Origin of the sequence: Arthrobacter sp. Br18, from assembly GCF_000520555.1 — a bacterium.
Lineage (GTDB): Bacteria > Actinomycetota > Actinomycetes > Actinomycetales > Micrococcaceae > Arthrobacter_D.
Map to the genome: position 1 here is coordinate 1 of NZ_AZSA01000236.1, position 15,878 is coordinate 15,878.

The window sequence follows — 15,878 nt, forward strand, 5'->3', positions numbered from 1 at the left end:
CTGCTGGAAACCCCGGCAGCCTGCCGTCACGCTGCCCGAAGGCCACTGTGGGAGCGGGGCGATACAGCCGCAACGTCGGCCCCCTGCTCCCGGCCGCAACCGCCCGGAGCAGTTCGATTCCGGCGTCGAGGTCGCCTGCCGCACCGGCAGATTCCGCCTGTGACTCGACCTCAAGACGGGTGGAGCCCGACCACGCGTTCGTCATGTGGTCGGGCTCCATTTTCTGCTGTACCTGCAATTGCTAAGACGTATCTCCTCATTTATAGCGCAGGTTCGGGGGTTCAGCCGGACAGGGTGCGCCCGTCCGTTCCCCGGAGGGACGCCAGGGGAACTGCGATCAGGAGTGGATGCCTGACTGGTGGTTGATACCCGCCTGGTCCACCTTGCGGTGGAAGTGCATTCCTGCCTTGCCCCCGAGGACCGCGGCGATCAGCGGAACCAGTACCGCGATCACGAGAGCGATGATGCCGCCCGTGGTGAGTGCTCCCTCATTGACCGGGACGCGGGGAAAGCTGTTCAGATTGCCGAGGATGTTGAACTGGCTGCCTGCTACTGCACCGAGGATCGCGACCAGGATGGCCACGATGACGGCCCACAGCCAGACCGCAAAGCCCTGCTTCGCGCCGTCGAACCGTGCCATGCGCCCGGCGACGTACCCGCCGCAGTAGTAGGCGACGAACAGGATGACCGCGAGGACGATGCCGCTGACGATCCCGACGGTCTGCAGATCCTGGGTCGCCTGGCCTGCAACCTGGCCCGCGTCGGCATTGTTGGCTACGCCCACCCCGGCGCCGATCGCGCCGAGCAGCGCCGTCAGCAGCACGGCGATGCCCGTGGCCGTCATCCAGCCGAAGAAGGCGGAGCCGAACTTGATGCCGCCGAACTGCCGCTTTTCCTCAGCGACCACATCGTCCCGGCGGCCACGAGGGGTAGTGGCACCCGCGTTGTTGTCTTTGGACATGATAATTCCTCCTTTTCGGGCACCGAACGGCTCATCCAGCCTTATTCGAGACCTCGTATGTGACGCCGACAAATTCATCAGCAGACTTACTATGTTTCACGATTCGGAGTTCCCCGACAACCTTTTTCTACCGCACGCCGAAGAGACCGACCCTTGACCTAACGCCCGCCGTCAATGCTCCTGCTGCGCTGCTCGATGCCCGGCGTTCCATAGGGGTAGTCGCTGAAGGTCGGTACGCTGACGGTGTCGAGCTGCGTCATCTCGCCCGCGGACAGGGTGAGCGAGGTGGCCCCGAGGTTATCGGCCAGCTGTTGCTGCGTACGCGCTCCCAGAATCACCGAGGTGACCGCCGGCTTGGCCGCTAGCCATGCGAGCGCAACGCGCGACGGCGAAACGTCCCGCTGCCCGGCGATCTCCACCACGGTATCGACGATGCGCCAGGTGCGTTCGTCGGAGTTGCGCTTGTCCCACGCCTCCATGCCGCGCTGGGGGTCCTCGCCCAGGCGGGTCTTGCCGGTCGGCGAGGTGTCCCGCTTGTACTTTCCGGTGAGCCAGCCGCCACCCAGCGGTGACCAAGGCAGCAGTCCCATGCCGGCGTCGAGCGCTGCAGGAACAATCTCCGCCTCGATCTCGCGCACCAGCAGGTTGTACTGGGGCTGAAGGGTCACGGGCTGACTGAAGCCGCGTGCCCGAGCGGTCAGCGCCGCCTTGGTCAGCTGCCAGCCCGTGTAGTTCGAGAAGCCGTAGTAGCTGATCTTGCCGCTCCGTACGGCCTCGTCGAGGAAGCCGAGCGTTTCCTCGAGGGGAGTCACCGGATCCCAGGAGTGCACCTGGTACAGGTCGATGTGATCGACGCCGAGGCGGGTCAGCGACGCCTCGAGGGCGCGGCGGAGATGACGCCGGGAGAGCCCGAGGTCGTTGACTCCCTCCCCCATCGGGAAGCGCCCCTTCGAGGCGAGGACCATGGTGTCGCGTTCAGCCGGGTTCCTGGCCAGCCAGGAACCGATGATCGTTTCCGAAGCGCCCGCGGTGTAGACGTCGGCAGTGTCGATCAGGTTGCCGCCTGCGGCGGCGTAGTCGCTGAGGACCGCATGGGATTCGGTCTCATCCGACTCGGCGCCGAACGTCATGGTGCCGAGCGCGTAGGCGGACACGGCGGTCCCGCTGTTACCCAGTTTCCGGTACTCCATAGAAAATCTCCCTTGTGGTTCGAGGTGGTGTCTTTGCAAAAAGCGTAGCCGGGTTCCGGCGGGGTCAGAGTTTGCGCAGGGTGAGGATCTGCTCCGACCGGCCGAAGGGGCCGGCCTCATCGTGCAGGACCGACGACGTCAGGCCCACCCCGTTGGCTCCGAAGGTCACGCGGGTATCAAGGCCCAGCCACTCCCCTGCCGGCATGCGGTGGAAGTGCAGCTGCAGGTCAACATTGGGGAACATCCAGCTGCCCGGTCCCGGCGGCACCCTGGTGGCGATCCCGTTGGCCGCGTCGGCCATTCCCACCAGCCGCACCAGTTCCGGTGACGATGTGTCCTCGAGCATTGCATACGGTGTCCGCAGCCACACCTGACCGCGGCCGGGCCGGTGGCCCGGAACTACACGGAAGTCCAGCGACTCGATGTATCCACCGGGCCACTGGGTCATGCCGTCGAAGGGCCCCGCCTCGTCCGGGCCGGGCATGGGGGAATCCTCGACGGCGGCAACGTCGGCGGTGTTGCCTGCCGCGAGCCGCCAGGCGCGTGCCTGGATGATGGGCCTGCCCTCCACCGTCATCTCGGCCTCGAGCAGCTCGATGGTGCGCCCCGGGCGGACAGTCCGCGTCTCGACGGCGAACTTGCCGCCCGGAATCATTCCCAGGATCTCGAAACTGATCCGGGCCAGCTGCATTCCGGGACGCGGTTCGTGATCAAGGAGGCACTGGGTCATCAGGCCGGAGACGGGAGCCATGTGCTGCTCCTCGGCGTTCCAGGCGCCCTGGGCGTGAATGGTCGATTCGAAACGCCCCGGCGCAAGGGAGCGGTAATAGGAATCTGTCATGGGAGCAATCCTTCGTGCGAAGCAGGAATAGAAGCGGAAGCTGACGGCGTTGCCGCCACTGATAGGCCTGTGCTCGGAACGAGTAGGTGTGGCGTACACATTTTTTGATCCTCCCATGCTCTGAAAGACATTTCATGCCGCAAAGCCCACCTTCCCAACTCGCGGGCGCAAAACCAGCCGACATCCCGGCTCCCGCCGTTTCGGCCCCGCTAACCCGCCCGACCGGCGAAGCAGACACTGAGGCGCGCAACAAGCTCGTGATCACCCTGCTGCTGATCTCGGCCTTCGTGGTGATCCTCAACGAAACCATCATGGGCGTGGCCATTCCCCGCCTGGTGCAGGACCTCGGGATCACCGTGGGCGCCGGCCAGTGGCTCAGCACCGCCTTCATGCTCACCATGGCCGTGGTCATCCCGGTGACTGGTTTCCTTCTGCAGCGCTTCCACACCCGGCCGGTCTTCCTGGCTGCGATGGCCCTCTTCAGCCTGGGCACCCTCGTGGCCGCCCTCGCGCCCGGCTTCGGGATCCTCATCGTGGGCCGCGTGATCCAGGCCAGCGGCACCGCCATCATGATGCCGCTCCTCATGACCACCGTGATGACCCTCGTGCCGCCGTCGTCGCGCGGCAGGACAATGGGCAACATCTCGATCGTCATCTCCGTGGCCCCGGCCCTCGGCCCGACCATCTCGGGCGCTATCCTGAGCGTGTTCGACTGGCGCTGGATCTTCTGGCTCGTCCTGCCGATCTCCCTGGGGGCCCTCGCCATCGGTGCGGCGAAGATGCAGAACGTCACGACGCCGAAGCGCTCGTCCATCGATGTGCCCTCCGTGGTCCTGTCGGCCCTCGCCTTCGGCGGAATCATCTTCGGGTTCAGCCAGCTCGGTGAGGCGTCCGAGGGCAGCGCGCTTCTGCCGTGGGCTCCGCTCGCCGTCGGCCTGGTGGCCCTGGCACTCTTCGTGATCCGCCAGATCGCGCTCCAGCGCAACGACCGCGCCCTGCTCGATCTTCGCGTGTTCACCTCGATGGACTTCACGGTGTCGCTCGTCGCGATTGCCGTCAGCATGATGGCGCTGTTCGGCACCATCATCCTTCTCCCCATCTACGTCCAGAACGTCCTCGGGATGGATCCGCTGGCGTCCGGCTTGCTCCTGCTGCCGGGCGGTCTGGCCATGGGACTGCTCGGGCCCGTCGTCGGGCGCATCTTCGACCGTCACGGGCCGCGGATCCTGCTCGTTCCGGGCGCACTGCTGGTGAGCGCCGTCTTCTGGGGTCTGACGCAGGTCACCGAAACCACTCCTGTCTACCTGGTACTGGTGGCCCACGTGTTCCTCAGCATCGGCCTGGCCCTGATGTTCACTCCCCTGCTCACCTCAGCGCTGGGATCGGTCAAACCCGCCCTGTACTCGCACGGCAGCGCCATCTTCGGAACCACGCAGCAGCTTGCAGGTGCCGCGGGGACGGCGCTGTTCATCTCGGTCATGACCCTTCAGTCCACCGCGCTCGCCTCCAACGGCGTGGCGCAGCTTCCCGCCATGGCAGGCGGCATCCGGGCCGCCTTCCTGTACGGTGCGGTGATCTTCCTGGTCGCTGTGGCCGCCTCGTTCTTCGTGCGGAAGCCCGAGGTGACCGACGCTCCGTCGCCGGTCCACTGACCCCACGCACCCCAAAAGCCCCGTCCGGATACCCCGGGCGGGGCTTTCTGCGGTGAGGGTCAGGACACCGGCTGCCGCAGCTCGATGAAGCCGTCGCTGGTCACACGCGTCTCGTAGACGGGCTGCGGAACACTCGCCGGCCCACGGTAGTTCCAGCCGTCGTCGAGCCGGAAAGTGCTCTGGTGCCAGGGGCACACGATGCAGCCGTCCTCCACTGTCCCCTCCTCGAGGGGCCCGCCCAGGTGGTTGCACACACTGTCCATGGCCGTGAGCTTGCCACCGTTGCGCAGGAGCAGGACGGGCACGCCGTTGACCTCGGTCCGGTGGCGTCCACCTTCGACGACGTCGGCGTCACTCGCAACCCTCGTCCATTCCGTGGGTAACTCATGCCACGCGGTGCGGTTGACGTTCACGCCGCTACCGTAGGCCAGATGGCCGCCGAGGTAGGCGCTGAAGCCCATGGACCCGAGGCCCGCAAGGCCAAGGAGCTTCCCCAGAACACGGTGGTCCCGAAGGCGCACGATCGAGGACGCCGTGAAGAGCACCAGTGCGATGGCATTGCCGGCCGCATGCACCAGGCCCACCCGGCGCTCCTTCTCCTGCGTGTCCGACCAGTCGTGCAGGCCCGTTATGACTGCGGGCGCCGCGGAGACGATGCCGACATTCACCAGGAGGTCCGCTGCGTGGCGTGAACTCTTCCCCCCGGCGAAATCGAGGTACGAAGCCATGAGCCAGGCGCCTGACGGAACCACGATGAGTACGGGGTGGACCGAGTGCCCGATCGCCGCACCGCTCAGGAGGTTCCGGATGCGTCGCGGCTGGACCGCCCTGCTCACCACGGCGGCAAGGGGATCGGCAGCTTTGTCGAGCGGCTTGAGCCCCTCGATGGTGTCGATGATGGTGTGCAGTATGTTCACAGAGTCTCCTTGAAACACAGTGGCGCGGCCCGGTTCCGTTCGGCGGAAGCTTCAGGGAAACGTCGGGATGCCTGGATTCTCCTACTGTTCCATCTGGCGCACAGGATGGGAACAAACCGGTGCAGGACGTATCCATCAGCACGCTTAGTATTGACTCATGGTCTTCGACAACAGTGTGCCGAGTGATGTCCCGTCCCGTGAAGGCAGCGTACGGCTGGCGGTTGTTGTCCCCGTCTACAACGAACCGCTCATCCAGCGAACCCTCGATTCCCTGTATGCGCAGGACGCGCGGGGCGTCGTCCAGCACTACGTCGTGGACAACGGCTCGACTGATGACACCCGTTTACTTCTCGAGTCCTGGCTCCGCGCAAGGGACGATTTCCCCCTCACCATCCTCGAGGAGGGAGAAAAGGGCACAGGAGCAGCCTCGGACACGGGCTTCCGCCGCGCGATAGCAGACGGCTACACAGTGATCGCGCGCACCGACGGCGACAGCGTCCCGTCAGCGGACTGGACCACGCGTCTCCAGGACCACTTCAAGCGCCAACCCACCCTCCAGCTCGCGGGCGGCACCAGCGTACCGCTGGACGACCATTACTATCGCTGGGGCGACGACGTCCTGATGTCATCGGCCCTGCATACCCTGCGGGTGATGATGGCGGTCGGCTACCTGAACCCGCACTACCTGAAATTCGTTGCAGGCCACAACATGGCCGCACGTGCAACGGCGTACGAGGCTGTGGGCGGCTTCGCGCGGACCGCAATCGATCAGCGCGACGAGGATATCGACTTCTCGGTCAAGGTCTCGAAGATGTTCGGCCGCTCCGCCATCTGCATCGATCCCCAGCTGACCGTGGCGACGTCGATGCGGCGCGTGAGGAAGTACGGCCTGGGCATGATGGGGCTGCACCACATCGTGCCGCAGCTCCGCGGGAAGATCGTCAAGACCATCGACGTGCGCTGACGCGCAGACGCCTAGTAAAGAGCGATGCCCAGGCACAGCAGTGCCAGGACCAGGGCCACGGGCGTCATGGTGTACCGCTCGTACCTGCTTCGGGAGATGCCGTTCAGAACGACGCCGAGCAGGAAGTAGCCCGTCAGGATCCAGATCCCCGGCGTGGACACGCTGTCCGGGACCAGTGAAATAATCCCTGCGCTGTCGAGGATGATCAGCGCGAAGACGCCGTAGAGGATGATCGACACGGCGCTGCCGACTCGGAGCCGTCGTGGCAGGACGTCGTGCTGGCCGCCCCAGGCGAATCGCCCGAGGCGCGCGCCGGCGATGAGCAACACCTGGAAAACGGCAAGGAGAGCGAGGACGACGCAGGCGGCAACGGCCGCTGCGGTGATCATCAGCTTGTGCTCGCGGAAGTTCGCTTCGTGAGGGCCGCGACGATGGTGAGGGCCGCGACGATGGTGAGGGCCGCTTGCTGTTCGATGGAGGTCATGACTCCATCACACCCGATTGTTGCCGCCCGAGACAGTGGCAGGAGCAACTGGTCCCTATGATCCACAATGTTGCATGGCCACGTTAGGCTGACCGGATGTTCGTTCAGTCCACCACTCAACCGGCTGACCCGATCGTCGTAGACATCGTGTCCGACGGCACCCCGTGGTGGGAGATCGTTGCGGCGCTCGGAGTGAGCTCGCAACGAAGGAGGAGCTCGAGATGCTCGACGCTGCCTGGTCAGACGATCCGGCAGTTGGCCCGGACCGCAGGAGGCGGCGTGCTGGACGGCTTGTCGATCTGGGCAGACAATGGACTCCAGTCAGGAGAAAGGGAGGTGAGTGATGAGTTCGACCGCACGCGCCCGAGCGAACGCGCCGAGCACCCGGTTCTCAGCTATCCGGAACGCCGTCATTCGTCGACCTGTGGAAGCTCACCAGATAACGATCGAGAAGGCGAAGCTCCGTGTGGTCCTCGATCAGCAACTGGGTCGGGAGACGCCCCAGTCGGTCAAGGATCTGGCAAAGCAGGATAGCTAGAGGATCGGCGCGCACGGCCTCCTCACCGGGCGTGGGGGTAACCCGGCGGCACGGTCCACCGGGGTTCTCCTCTGTTCGTACCGGCCCGGACACAAAGGGATCCGCTGCAACCCCACACCACCAATCCCGCTCTGCTCGCGCAGACAGCCACACGCGGTGTCAACGGCCGGACGGTGGCGGAGCTTTTCCGTCGGTGCCGATGCCCTGCTTGCCGGCCGGCTCTCCCCGCCCTGTGTTGGTCCTTCTATTCACCACCCGGGTGATGACCCAGAGTACGACGCCGATCGCCATCAGTCCTCCGGCGATCTGGTACTGGATCACGTCCCGGTCGACCCACGGACCAGCCAGGAAGGCACACAGCAGGGCCGCGACGATCGGCAGCGGCCCCGGCGAGGTGAAGAACACCTTGCGGTTCGGGTCCCTCTTGCCACGCAGGACGACGCACGCCACGTTCACGACAGTGAACACGCATAGCAGCAGGAATGCCGTCGTTCCGGAGAGGTTGGCAACGATGTTGCTGTCGGGGTCACTGGTGACGTACCAGATGAGCCCCAGCGCGAGGATGGTCGAGAACACGATACCGGCCCACGGCGTGCGGCGTCCCGGCAGCACCTTCCCGAGCGGCCACGGCAGGACGCCCTGGCGCGCCATGCCGTAGATCAGGCGGCTGGCCATCAGCATGTTGATCAACGCGGTATTGGCGACCGCGAAGACCGCAAGGAACGGGAAGACATTCTCGATGGGGAAGTCCGGCGAGCCCTTGGAGACGACCTCGAGGAGTGCGGCACCTTCGGCCTCCCGAATCCCCTCGAGCTCGGTGGGCGAGAGTACCGTGACCACGGAGACGGCCACCAGCATGGCCGCGGTGACGGCAAGGAACAATCCCTTGTCCTGGTAGTCGGTGAAGACGATGACCTCTCCGAGGTTCCCGGTTCCCTGTGCCATCACGTAGAACCCGACCCCGATCACGATCGCGAGCGCGACTACCTCCACCAGGGTGAGGACGACGTTGAACTTCACACTCTCCCCCACGCCCCGCAGGTTGATCACCGCCAGCAGCAGCATGAAGCCCAAGGCGACCGCAGTGATCACGCCCTGCCCGGGCACAGCCATCCAGCCGTTGATCTCGAGGCCGCCGAAGAGGTTCTGCGCGAGGACGTTCGCTGAGGTCGAGGCGCTCGTGATGCCGGAGCAGATGACGGCGAACCCGACCAGGAAGGTCACGAAGTGGATCCCGAAGGCCTTGTGGGTATACAGCGCTGCGCCCGCTGCCTGGGGGTACTGCGTGACCAGCTCCAGGTAGGAGAACGCGGTCATCGTGGCAACGATGAAGGCGAGCAGGAACGGCAGCCAGACGAGTCCGCCGACCGTGCCGGCCATGGTTCCGGTGACGGCGTAGACTCTGGCGCCCAGAATGTCACCGACGATGAACAGGAGGAGCAGTTTGGGCCCGAGGACCCGATTGAGCTCAGGCTCCGCACCATCGGGAGTTGCGTCGGACGCTTGATCAGCAGTCGTGCTCATGGTTGGCCTCCACAGCGGGTTCCGGCTTCCTGAGGATCGGCGGCCGGATTACCGGCCTGGCTATTACTCACCCCGCTCTGGCCCTGAGTTGTGCCCTTGGCAATATGCAGATGCAGCAGAAATTCGGAAGGAATCCTCTGGTCGCCTTCAGGGGTGCGTGGCCTCCACGGTTCTGAGGGAGGTCGCCAGCAGCAGCCCAAAAGCTGAAGCCTCGACGAGGTCAACGCCATCAGACACCAGCGCTACCACTCCGACCGAGCCTCACTTCACCGACCGAGCTTGATGCGCGCGACGGACAGCAGATTCCACTCAGGGTGAGCTGGAATCTCCCGGATTCAACGCCCTTCCCGCCCGGAATGCGCCTTCGTATACTGACGACGTGGCAATGTCATTGCTATTCGGCGTCATAGCTTCCAGCGCCCTCGTCCTCGGCGCTGTCATCGGTCTACGCTTTGAACTACCCAAGCGCATGCTGGCGATCCTTCTGTCCTTCGCCGCAGGATCCCTGATCACCGCCCTGACCTTCGAGCTCTTTGAGGACGCCTTCGAACAGGGTGGTATCTGGCGCGCAGCGATCGGCCTGCTTGCTGGCGCCGTGGTCTTCACGGCATTGAGCGCCCTGCTTGACCGCTGGGCGCAACCAACTTCCCAACCCACCCCCGCGAACGAGTACGAGGGCAGCCCCAAACTCGACACCGATTCCGCCGCCGCGGAACACTCCCCCACGACCGCATCCACCCGCGGTGCCGCGGGCATGGCCCTGCTGGCCGCGGTCACCCTCGACGGGGTACCCGAAAACATCGCCCTCGGCGTGGCACTCGGCGGGGGAACCGGCGGACTAGCCCTCCTGGCCGCGATCTTCGTTTCCAACCTGCCCGAAGCGCTCGTCGGAGCGTCCTCCATGCGAAGCCAAGGCAAATCCCCCCGCACCATCCTGGGCCTCTGGGGCGCCTGCGCTGCGCTACTCGTCGTCGCCGTCGTCATTGGTGCCGGACCCCTCTCGGGCGCCAGTCCCGAGACGATTTCGCTGCCGTTGGCCTTCGCCGCCGGGGCGGTCATCGCCTCACTGGCTGACACCCTCATGCCGGAAGCCTACGAGCACGGCGGACCGGCAGTAGCCCTCAGCACCGCGGCCGGATTCGTCCTCTCCTTCGTCCTGTCCCTCATGTGAAACGCACCGCATCGAAAAATGGAAAAACCCTACCGGCTTCCCTGTAGCGTCCACACAATAAGGCAAGCCACCACGGGCCTCCCGCACCTGCACCTGACGGGTCCCACATCCACCTTCCTACGTCGACCCATAGCAATATGACAACGCTGATACGCCACAGACCTGCAGATCCTCTACCCTTGGAACTGGGCCGATCGGTTCCTGCGCAGGGTATTGGACGACGGAAGGCCTGGACGTGCTAGATGGCTATCTGCAGCAGTGGACCGCTCTCCAGACCGTCCGCGCGTCGAACCTGCGCTCCGATGAGGTGTTCCTGGCCTACGGAAGTATCGGCGGGGCCGCCGACGAGGTAGATGTCACCGGGTATCTGACAGGCCTGGTCATCATTCCGACCCTCGAGCGAGACCTGATTGCGCAGGCCATCAACGAGCTGTTGGACGTCACAGGATCAGTTGTCGACGGCGCCCACTACAGCACCGATGACGTCACATCCAGCTCAGGGTACAGGGAGTACCTCCGGGCATTGGTCCTCTCCCCGGACGAGTACGCCTTCCACATCCCGGCTGTCGGGGATGCGAGCAAGAGCAGCACACCCGATGCCTCGAGTGATGCCTTTCATGGGCCTGGCGAAGATGACGTAGATGATGACGCGGAGTTCCGGCGCTGCCATGCCCTGTACGAGTCCGGCTTACTCGAAACAGGAGTGGAGGGACGGTTCGACCGAATCACCACCGAGGCCCGGGATCACTTTGGCGTCAACTCAGCCTCGATCGCCTTGATCACCGAAGACGCGCAGGTTATCAAATCCGTCATCGGCCCGATCGGCCAGAACCTGCCTCGCGATGTTGGCCTGTGCTCAACCACCATCGAGAAGGACAGAACCCTGGTAATCACTGATGCCAGCACCGACCCCGACTATCGGGATCATCCCCTCGTCACCGGCGGGCCGGAAGTCCGGTTCTACGCGGGCCATCCCGTCTCTACGGTCGGCGGGTGGCGGATCGGTGCGCTGTGCCTGATCGATGACCAGCCACGGGCGTTCACGGAGGACGACGAGCGGGACCTGAGGGCTTTCGCGGCTCGTGTGCAGGTTGAAATATGGGTTTCCCCCCTCCGCTAACTCGGGAGCAATAGTGTGCCCGTGCATGCGCAGACTCCGTGGATGACCCCGCTGCGACTACTTCATTCGAAAGAATCAGGTTGCTTACTTTATTTCATCCGTACTTCTGGTTATTGTCAGGAGAGTACCGGGTCCAGAAAAAGGCCGAGGTTACTGCCCCAGCACAGGACTCATCCATGACACAGCAGTTGCACCCGGAGACCATCAGCTCACCGGGGACCACCGGGACGGCAACGCCGCCGGCCGCAGGATTCTTCGAAGAAATCCCCGTCGATTCATCGGCACATGAGATCCGCGCTCGTTCCCGGTCTTCGCGGGCAGAGCGTGAGTCGATCTGGCTGGAACGCGCACTGGCCATCGACGACTTCTCCCACGCCTCAATCAGGGAATTGCGGGTGATGGCGAATCAGCTCTACCGGCTTATCGATGCGGACTTCCCGCCCGCGGGAGCGACGGAACGCTACGAAACCATCGCCGAGGAACTCCGCCTGCGCTTCCCCGAGGCAACGGACCGTCAAACCTCCGAACGTGCGCAGGAAGTCATCCGGGACAACCCGTTGTACTGCCGGTTCGAACTGTATGTTGACGGTCTCCTCGCCGCTTACATGAAGTACACGATGCTCGGCGGGCAGATAAACCTGACTGACGGCGTCGAACAGCCCGGTTTCCGCGACAAGGGCTTCGACATGGTCCTAATGCGCCACATCATGCTCAACACACACAAGCGCCGCCTGCGCGTGGTGCCCCAATGCCCCAGCGCATTCGTTTTCCTCGCCGACAACCCCCAGTACCTCACCCTCGCACCTCACTTGAAGACCACGCAGCACTGACACTCCTACGGCGTCAGGTAACCCGGTGGTTGTTGTCATCGTTGACTGCGGCAGGAGCAGGTTGCCTGGCTGATCGATGACGTCGATGAGTACACCGGCCGCGGCGTATTCTGGGTATCGCGGCAGGCACCATGGACCTATTTGGCCGAAAACGCCAAGGGCCGCGGACTCACCTCAAATTCGGCTTCCCGCTGGGCAGAACCTTCGCCCGCGATCAGCATCCTGCGTTAACCGGAATCAACATCGCAGACTTCGTTTTGGCCAACCCGCCTTTCTACAGCAAGGACTGGGCACGCTTCGAGTCGGATTCGCGCTGGAAGTACGAGGCAGCAGGGTAGTCTCTGGCCGATGATGACCTGGGGGCGGCCGCCTTCACAGTGGAAAACATCGTTCCCGGTCAGACTGGGCAGAAGTGCATCGTGGTCACGTCCCGGTCCAATGTCGCCGGCGAGGTCAAGGCGTATACGCAGAACCTGATCAGCTCAAAGGGCCTGGAGAACCGAATCTACTTCGACCTTGAACAGGGCACGGGGGGTTCCTTCAATGACTGCACCGGGTTCACGCCCGTCGCGAACACTGTCCCCGATCTGCCCATCTCCACCCTTGCTTCGGTCAACCGCGATTTCGCCACCGGCGGCGCCTCCTGGCAGACGGCTGGCAACCCCGGGGAGACGCAAAGCTACCGCGGAACCTGGCGCTTCGACACTACTGGCCTGAGCCAGGACGATATCAACGCCCTGCAGGGCGCCCGCGTCGGCATCGACCTGGTATGGGAGCTCCAGTCGGACGAATCCCCCGTAGCCCCGTAGCCGCGAGGCTTCGGCACAAGCGAAACTGTGAACCGGGAGGAGCCCGCGTCCGCCCGGCCACCCTCCTGGTGGGGCCCGCTGTTCTCCGCTGATGGCTGGGTGCTGTTCCTGGGGTCGGTCGTCTCGCGGTTGTATCTGGGGGTCCTGCTGACCCTTGCCCTCATCGCGGTGCTGCCTGCCCTGCTGGGCTGGCACGGCACAGTGGTGCAAAGCGGTTCCATGGAGCCGCACATCAGGGCGGGCGATGTGGTCCTCGCGGCGGGTTTCGACACCGACCATAACATTCCCGTAGGCGGCGTAGTGGAGTTCACCAGCCCGGCTGAGGCCGAGCCCGGCGGGGTGGAGAAGACCCGGCTGCACCGGATCGTAGCCGAAAACCCGGACGGCACCTTTGTGACGGCAGGGGACGCCAATACCGCGGTTGACAGCACTCCCCTGGAACCCGGTCAGATCACCGGCCAAGCCAGGCTCCTGGTTCCCGCGGTGGGGATCCCCGGTCTCTGGCTGGGCAGCCACGACTTCCCTGCGCTGGCGTGGTGGAGCGTGCTGACGCTACTCGCCGTCGTCGTGGCTGTCTCCGGCACCAAACGCACCGAGGACGAAGACGAAGATAAGGATAAGAAAGAGGAAGGCGGCACCACCCCTAGTGCCCGTTCTCGGCGCTGGAAGGCAAGTGCCGCCGTCGGCATCGTGGCCGCCCTAGCTGTCTTGGTGATGGCCACCTCTACAGCGTTCTCGTCAGCGGCGTTCACAGCCGCAACCTCGAACGCCGTCAACACGTTCGGCACGGCCGCGGACTGGACCCCACCATCGGTCAATCTGGCCAACCCCGGAACAACGGTGCGAGCCAGTGTCACGCTGACCGCAGAAGCGGCAGACGCCGAGACGGGCATTCGCCAGGTCGCCATACAGTACCTACCACCCAACGGGGTCTGGACCTCACTGTGCGCGGCGACGGCGGCGCCCTACTCGTGCACTTGGAACACCTTGGCAACTGCAGATGGTGGCTACAGCCTGCGGGCCGTGGCCACTGACAACTCGGGCCTCGTTAGCACTTCGGCCACAGTGCAGACCACGGTTTCCAATACGTTCGCGGTGGTCCTGAACGACCCCGGCGAAATACAGCGCGGAACGATCAGCCTGTCCGCCGCGCTGGTGAGCCCGGGGAACACGCCTTACTCCGTCCGGGTGGAGTATGCACTGGCCGGAACCGGCCGGTGGAACACGCTGTGCCAGAACGTGGCGGCCCCGTACAACTGCACCTGGACCACCGGTACCTTCGCAAACGATTTCTACGACCTCCGCGCCGTGGCCGTCGCAGGAACCACGTCCACCTACTCGGACATTATCACCGACGTGCTCGTGGACAACTCGGCGCCCACCGTGTCCATGACCGATCCCGGTACCCCCCCTGCGGGGTACCGGCACCTTCGCGGCCGTGGCCGCGGACGCGCACTCCGGCATCGCGCAGGTGCAGCTCCAATACACCCGCACTGGCACTACCTTATGGGCGACCCTTTGCACTGTTACCTCGCCGCCGTATTCCTGCCGGTTCGACACCACCGCCCTCGCCAACGCTTCCTACAGCTTCCGTGCTGTCGCCACGGATGAAGCCGGCAGCAGCACGACGTCGACCACGGTCACCAACAGGGTGGTGGACAACACAGTGTCCTCGGTTTCCGTGGAGGATCCGGGCGCCTACCTGACGGGCAATGCGACCCTCACCGCAACAGCGAACTCGACAGCGGGAGTGGGCAGCGTCCGCATTCAGACGGCGCCCACTGGGACCAGCACATGGACCACGCGGTTCACCCTGACCGGAGCACCCTATTCCTGTGGATGGGAGACACGAACCGTTCCCGACGGGCCGTACGATCTCCGCGCGATCCTCACCGATGGTGCGGGCAAGGAAACCATATCCGCCAACGTCGCCGGGCGGCGAGTGGACAACAGTCCACTGCGCGGTGTCGACGTCCAGGCATTCAACAGCGCAGGAATACAGGGGCTGCTCGACGCCGGCGATACCATCAGCTTCACCTACAGCCAGCAGATCAACCTGGCCTCCGTCACACCGGGTTGGACCGGCGCCGCACTGCCAGTGACCGTCCGCCTCCGCGACGGCAGCATCCTGGGCACAGGCAACAGCGGGGACACCCTGGATGTCCAGCGGCCAGGCAGCACGGTGAACCTGGGGACGGTGAACACCAAGGGGAACTTCGCCAAGAACCGCAGAACCATCACCTACAACGCCACCCTGACAGCCGCCACTGTAACTGTCGCCGGTGTTCTTAGCACGGTGGTCACTGTGACGCTGGGAGGTGTAGTGAGCGGAAGCGGCAGCAACCGCACCTCCAGCACCGCTGCCGCAATGGTGTGGGCGCCGACGTCGACCGTCAGCACCACAGCCGGCCTTGCCAGCTCCATCGCGCCGGCCATCGAGACCGGCACCCTCGACAGGGACTTTTAGTCCGGTATTGACCCGGCAACACCAGGAACGTCCCAGAGTCTTGCCCTTTGATCCTCCGCGGCGACGGGGTGTTGCTTACGCTTCTCCGCTGCACTGTCCGTCGGGAGGTTTCGGCCAGGAGGTGATCTAGGGTGCTTTGGTCGGTTGGAAGACGTGGTCGTAGAGCACGCCGGTCGCTGCTGCCTGGACGAATTTATTGATTAGGTCCACGGTCCAGTCTTCCGCGGTCCAGGTGCTGGGTTTGTACAGGCCGAGGGCTGTGTTGAGCACTACATCAACGGTGTAGACAGCGGGAAAGACGACGGCGACTGCTTTGGCGCCATGAAGACCGGCATGTGCTGTGAGGCCGTAGGCCGAACCCCACATCGTTCCCAGTGCATAATGGGTGACCCAGTTCAGCTGATCACGTC

Annotated in this window: 14 protein-coding genes and 4 pseudogenes; 10 read left to right on the top strand and 8 right to left on the bottom strand. The window is 64.5% G+C overall.

Annotated features, from left to right (window positions below; genetic code table 11):
* The 4 genes and pseudogenes from Y704_RS24750 to Y704_RS0100875 form a co-directional block, all read right to left on the bottom strand.
* Positions 1–205: pseudogene (locus Y704_RS24750) on the bottom strand (lipoate--protein ligase family protein); the annotation flags it as partial.
* 132 nt (positions 206–337) lie between these two features.
* Entirely contained in the window at positions 338–961 is a 624-nt protein-coding gene (locus tag Y704_RS0100865; protein ID WP_026548733.1) for a hypothetical protein, read from the bottom strand.
* 158 nt (positions 962–1,119) lie between these two features.
* Positions 1,120–2,151 carry an aldo/keto reductase gene (locus Y704_RS0100870; protein ID WP_026548734.1) on the bottom strand — a complete coding sequence of 344 codons (1,032 nt, stop codon included), beginning with the start codon at positions 2,149–2,151 and terminating at the stop codon, positions 1,120–1,122.
* A gap of 64 nt (positions 2,152–2,215) precedes the next feature.
* Entirely contained in the window at positions 2,216–2,992 is a 777-nt protein-coding gene (locus Y704_RS0100875; RefSeq protein WP_026548735.1) for a thioesterase family protein, read from the bottom strand.
* Positions 2,993–3,126: 134 nt separating this feature from the next.
* Between Y704_RS0100875 and Y704_RS0100880 the strand changes: the two genes are divergently transcribed.
* Entirely contained in the window at positions 3,127–4,644 is a 1,518-nt protein-coding gene (locus tag Y704_RS0100880; protein WP_081747325.1) for a DHA2 family efflux MFS transporter permease subunit, read from the top strand.
* Between the two features lie 59 nt (positions 4,645–4,703).
* Here the strand turns inward: Y704_RS0100880 and Y704_RS0100885 are convergent, their stop codons facing one another.
* Complete coding sequence (locus tag Y704_RS0100885) at positions 4,704–5,561, bottom strand: Rieske (2Fe-2S) protein (protein ID WP_026548737.1); 858 nt, start codon at positions 5,559–5,561, stop codon at positions 4,704–4,706.
* Between the two features lie 157 nt (positions 5,562–5,718).
* On the opposite strand from Y704_RS0100885, the gene Y704_RS22490 reads away from it, so the two are divergent.
* Positions 5,719–6,525 (top strand): glycosyltransferase family 2 protein, encoded by an 807-nt coding sequence (locus tag Y704_RS22490; RefSeq protein WP_051476564.1) that lies wholly within the window; start codon positions 5,719–5,721, stop codon positions 6,523–6,525.
* Between the two features lie 11 nt (positions 6,526–6,536).
* On the opposite strand, the gene Y704_RS0100895 is transcribed toward Y704_RS22490, so the two are convergent.
* A complete protein-coding gene (locus Y704_RS0100895; protein ID WP_026548738.1) occupies positions 6,537–6,914 on the bottom strand; it encodes a hypothetical protein in 378 nt (125 codons plus the stop codon).
* A 438-nt stretch (positions 6,915–7,352) separates the two neighbouring features.
* On the opposite strand from Y704_RS0100895, the gene Y704_RS23705 reads away from it, so the two are divergent.
* Complete coding sequence (locus Y704_RS23705) at positions 7,353–7,547, top strand: hypothetical protein (protein ID WP_155850143.1); 195 nt, start codon at positions 7,353–7,355, stop codon at positions 7,545–7,547.
* A 159-nt stretch (positions 7,548–7,706) separates the two neighbouring features.
* Here the strand turns inward: Y704_RS23705 and Y704_RS0100910 are convergent, their stop codons facing one another.
* Entirely contained in the window at positions 7,707–9,071 is a 1,365-nt protein-coding gene (locus Y704_RS0100910; RefSeq protein ID WP_026548739.1) for an APC family permease, read from the bottom strand.
* A gap of 379 nt (positions 9,072–9,450) precedes the next feature.
* Here Y704_RS0100910 and Y704_RS0100915 point away from each other — a divergent pair, with 379 nt between their 5' ends.
* The 7 genes and pseudogenes from Y704_RS0100915 (at position 9,451) to Y704_RS17960 (ending at position 15,468) form a co-directional block, all read left to right on the top strand.
* Positions 9,451–10,242, top strand: a complete 792-nt coding sequence (locus Y704_RS0100915) for a ZIP family metal transporter (RefSeq protein WP_155850144.1) — start codon at positions 9,451–9,453, stop codon at positions 10,240–10,242.
* Between the two features lie 235 nt (positions 10,243–10,477).
* The gene (locus Y704_RS22495) at positions 10,478–11,362 is read left to right on the top strand and encodes a GAF domain-containing protein (RefSeq protein ID WP_051476565.1); all 885 of its coding nucleotides are present in this window, start codon (positions 10,478–10,480) and stop codon (positions 11,360–11,362) included.
* 176 nt (positions 11,363–11,538) lie between these two features.
* Positions 11,539–12,192: a GNAT family N-acetyltransferase gene (locus Y704_RS17945; RefSeq protein WP_035770984.1), complete on the top strand. Its 654-nt coding sequence runs from the start codon at positions 11,539–11,541 to the stop codon at positions 12,190–12,192.
* Positions 12,193–12,611: 419 nt separating this feature from the next.
* Positions 12,612–13,001, top strand: a complete 390-nt coding sequence (locus tag Y704_RS17950) for a hypothetical protein (protein ID WP_051476566.1) — start codon at positions 12,612–12,614, stop codon at positions 12,999–13,001.
* 168 nt (positions 13,002–13,169) lie between these two features.
* Positions 13,170–13,964 (top strand): annotated as a pseudogene (locus Y704_RS24950) (signal peptidase I); the annotation flags it as partial.
* A 508-nt stretch (positions 13,965–14,472) separates the two neighbouring features.
* Positions 14,473–14,538 (top strand): annotated as a pseudogene (locus Y704_RS24955) (hypothetical protein); the annotation flags it as partial.
* Positions 14,539–14,655: 117 nt separating this feature from the next.
* Positions 14,656–15,468 (top strand): Ig-like domain-containing protein, encoded by an 813-nt coding sequence (locus tag Y704_RS17960; protein WP_155850145.1) that lies wholly within the window; start codon positions 14,656–14,658, stop codon positions 15,466–15,468.
* 126 nt (positions 15,469–15,594) lie between these two features.
* Here the strand turns inward: Y704_RS17960 and Y704_RS24245 are convergent.
* Positions 15,595–15,878: pseudogene (locus tag Y704_RS24245) on the bottom strand (hypothetical protein); the annotation flags it as partial.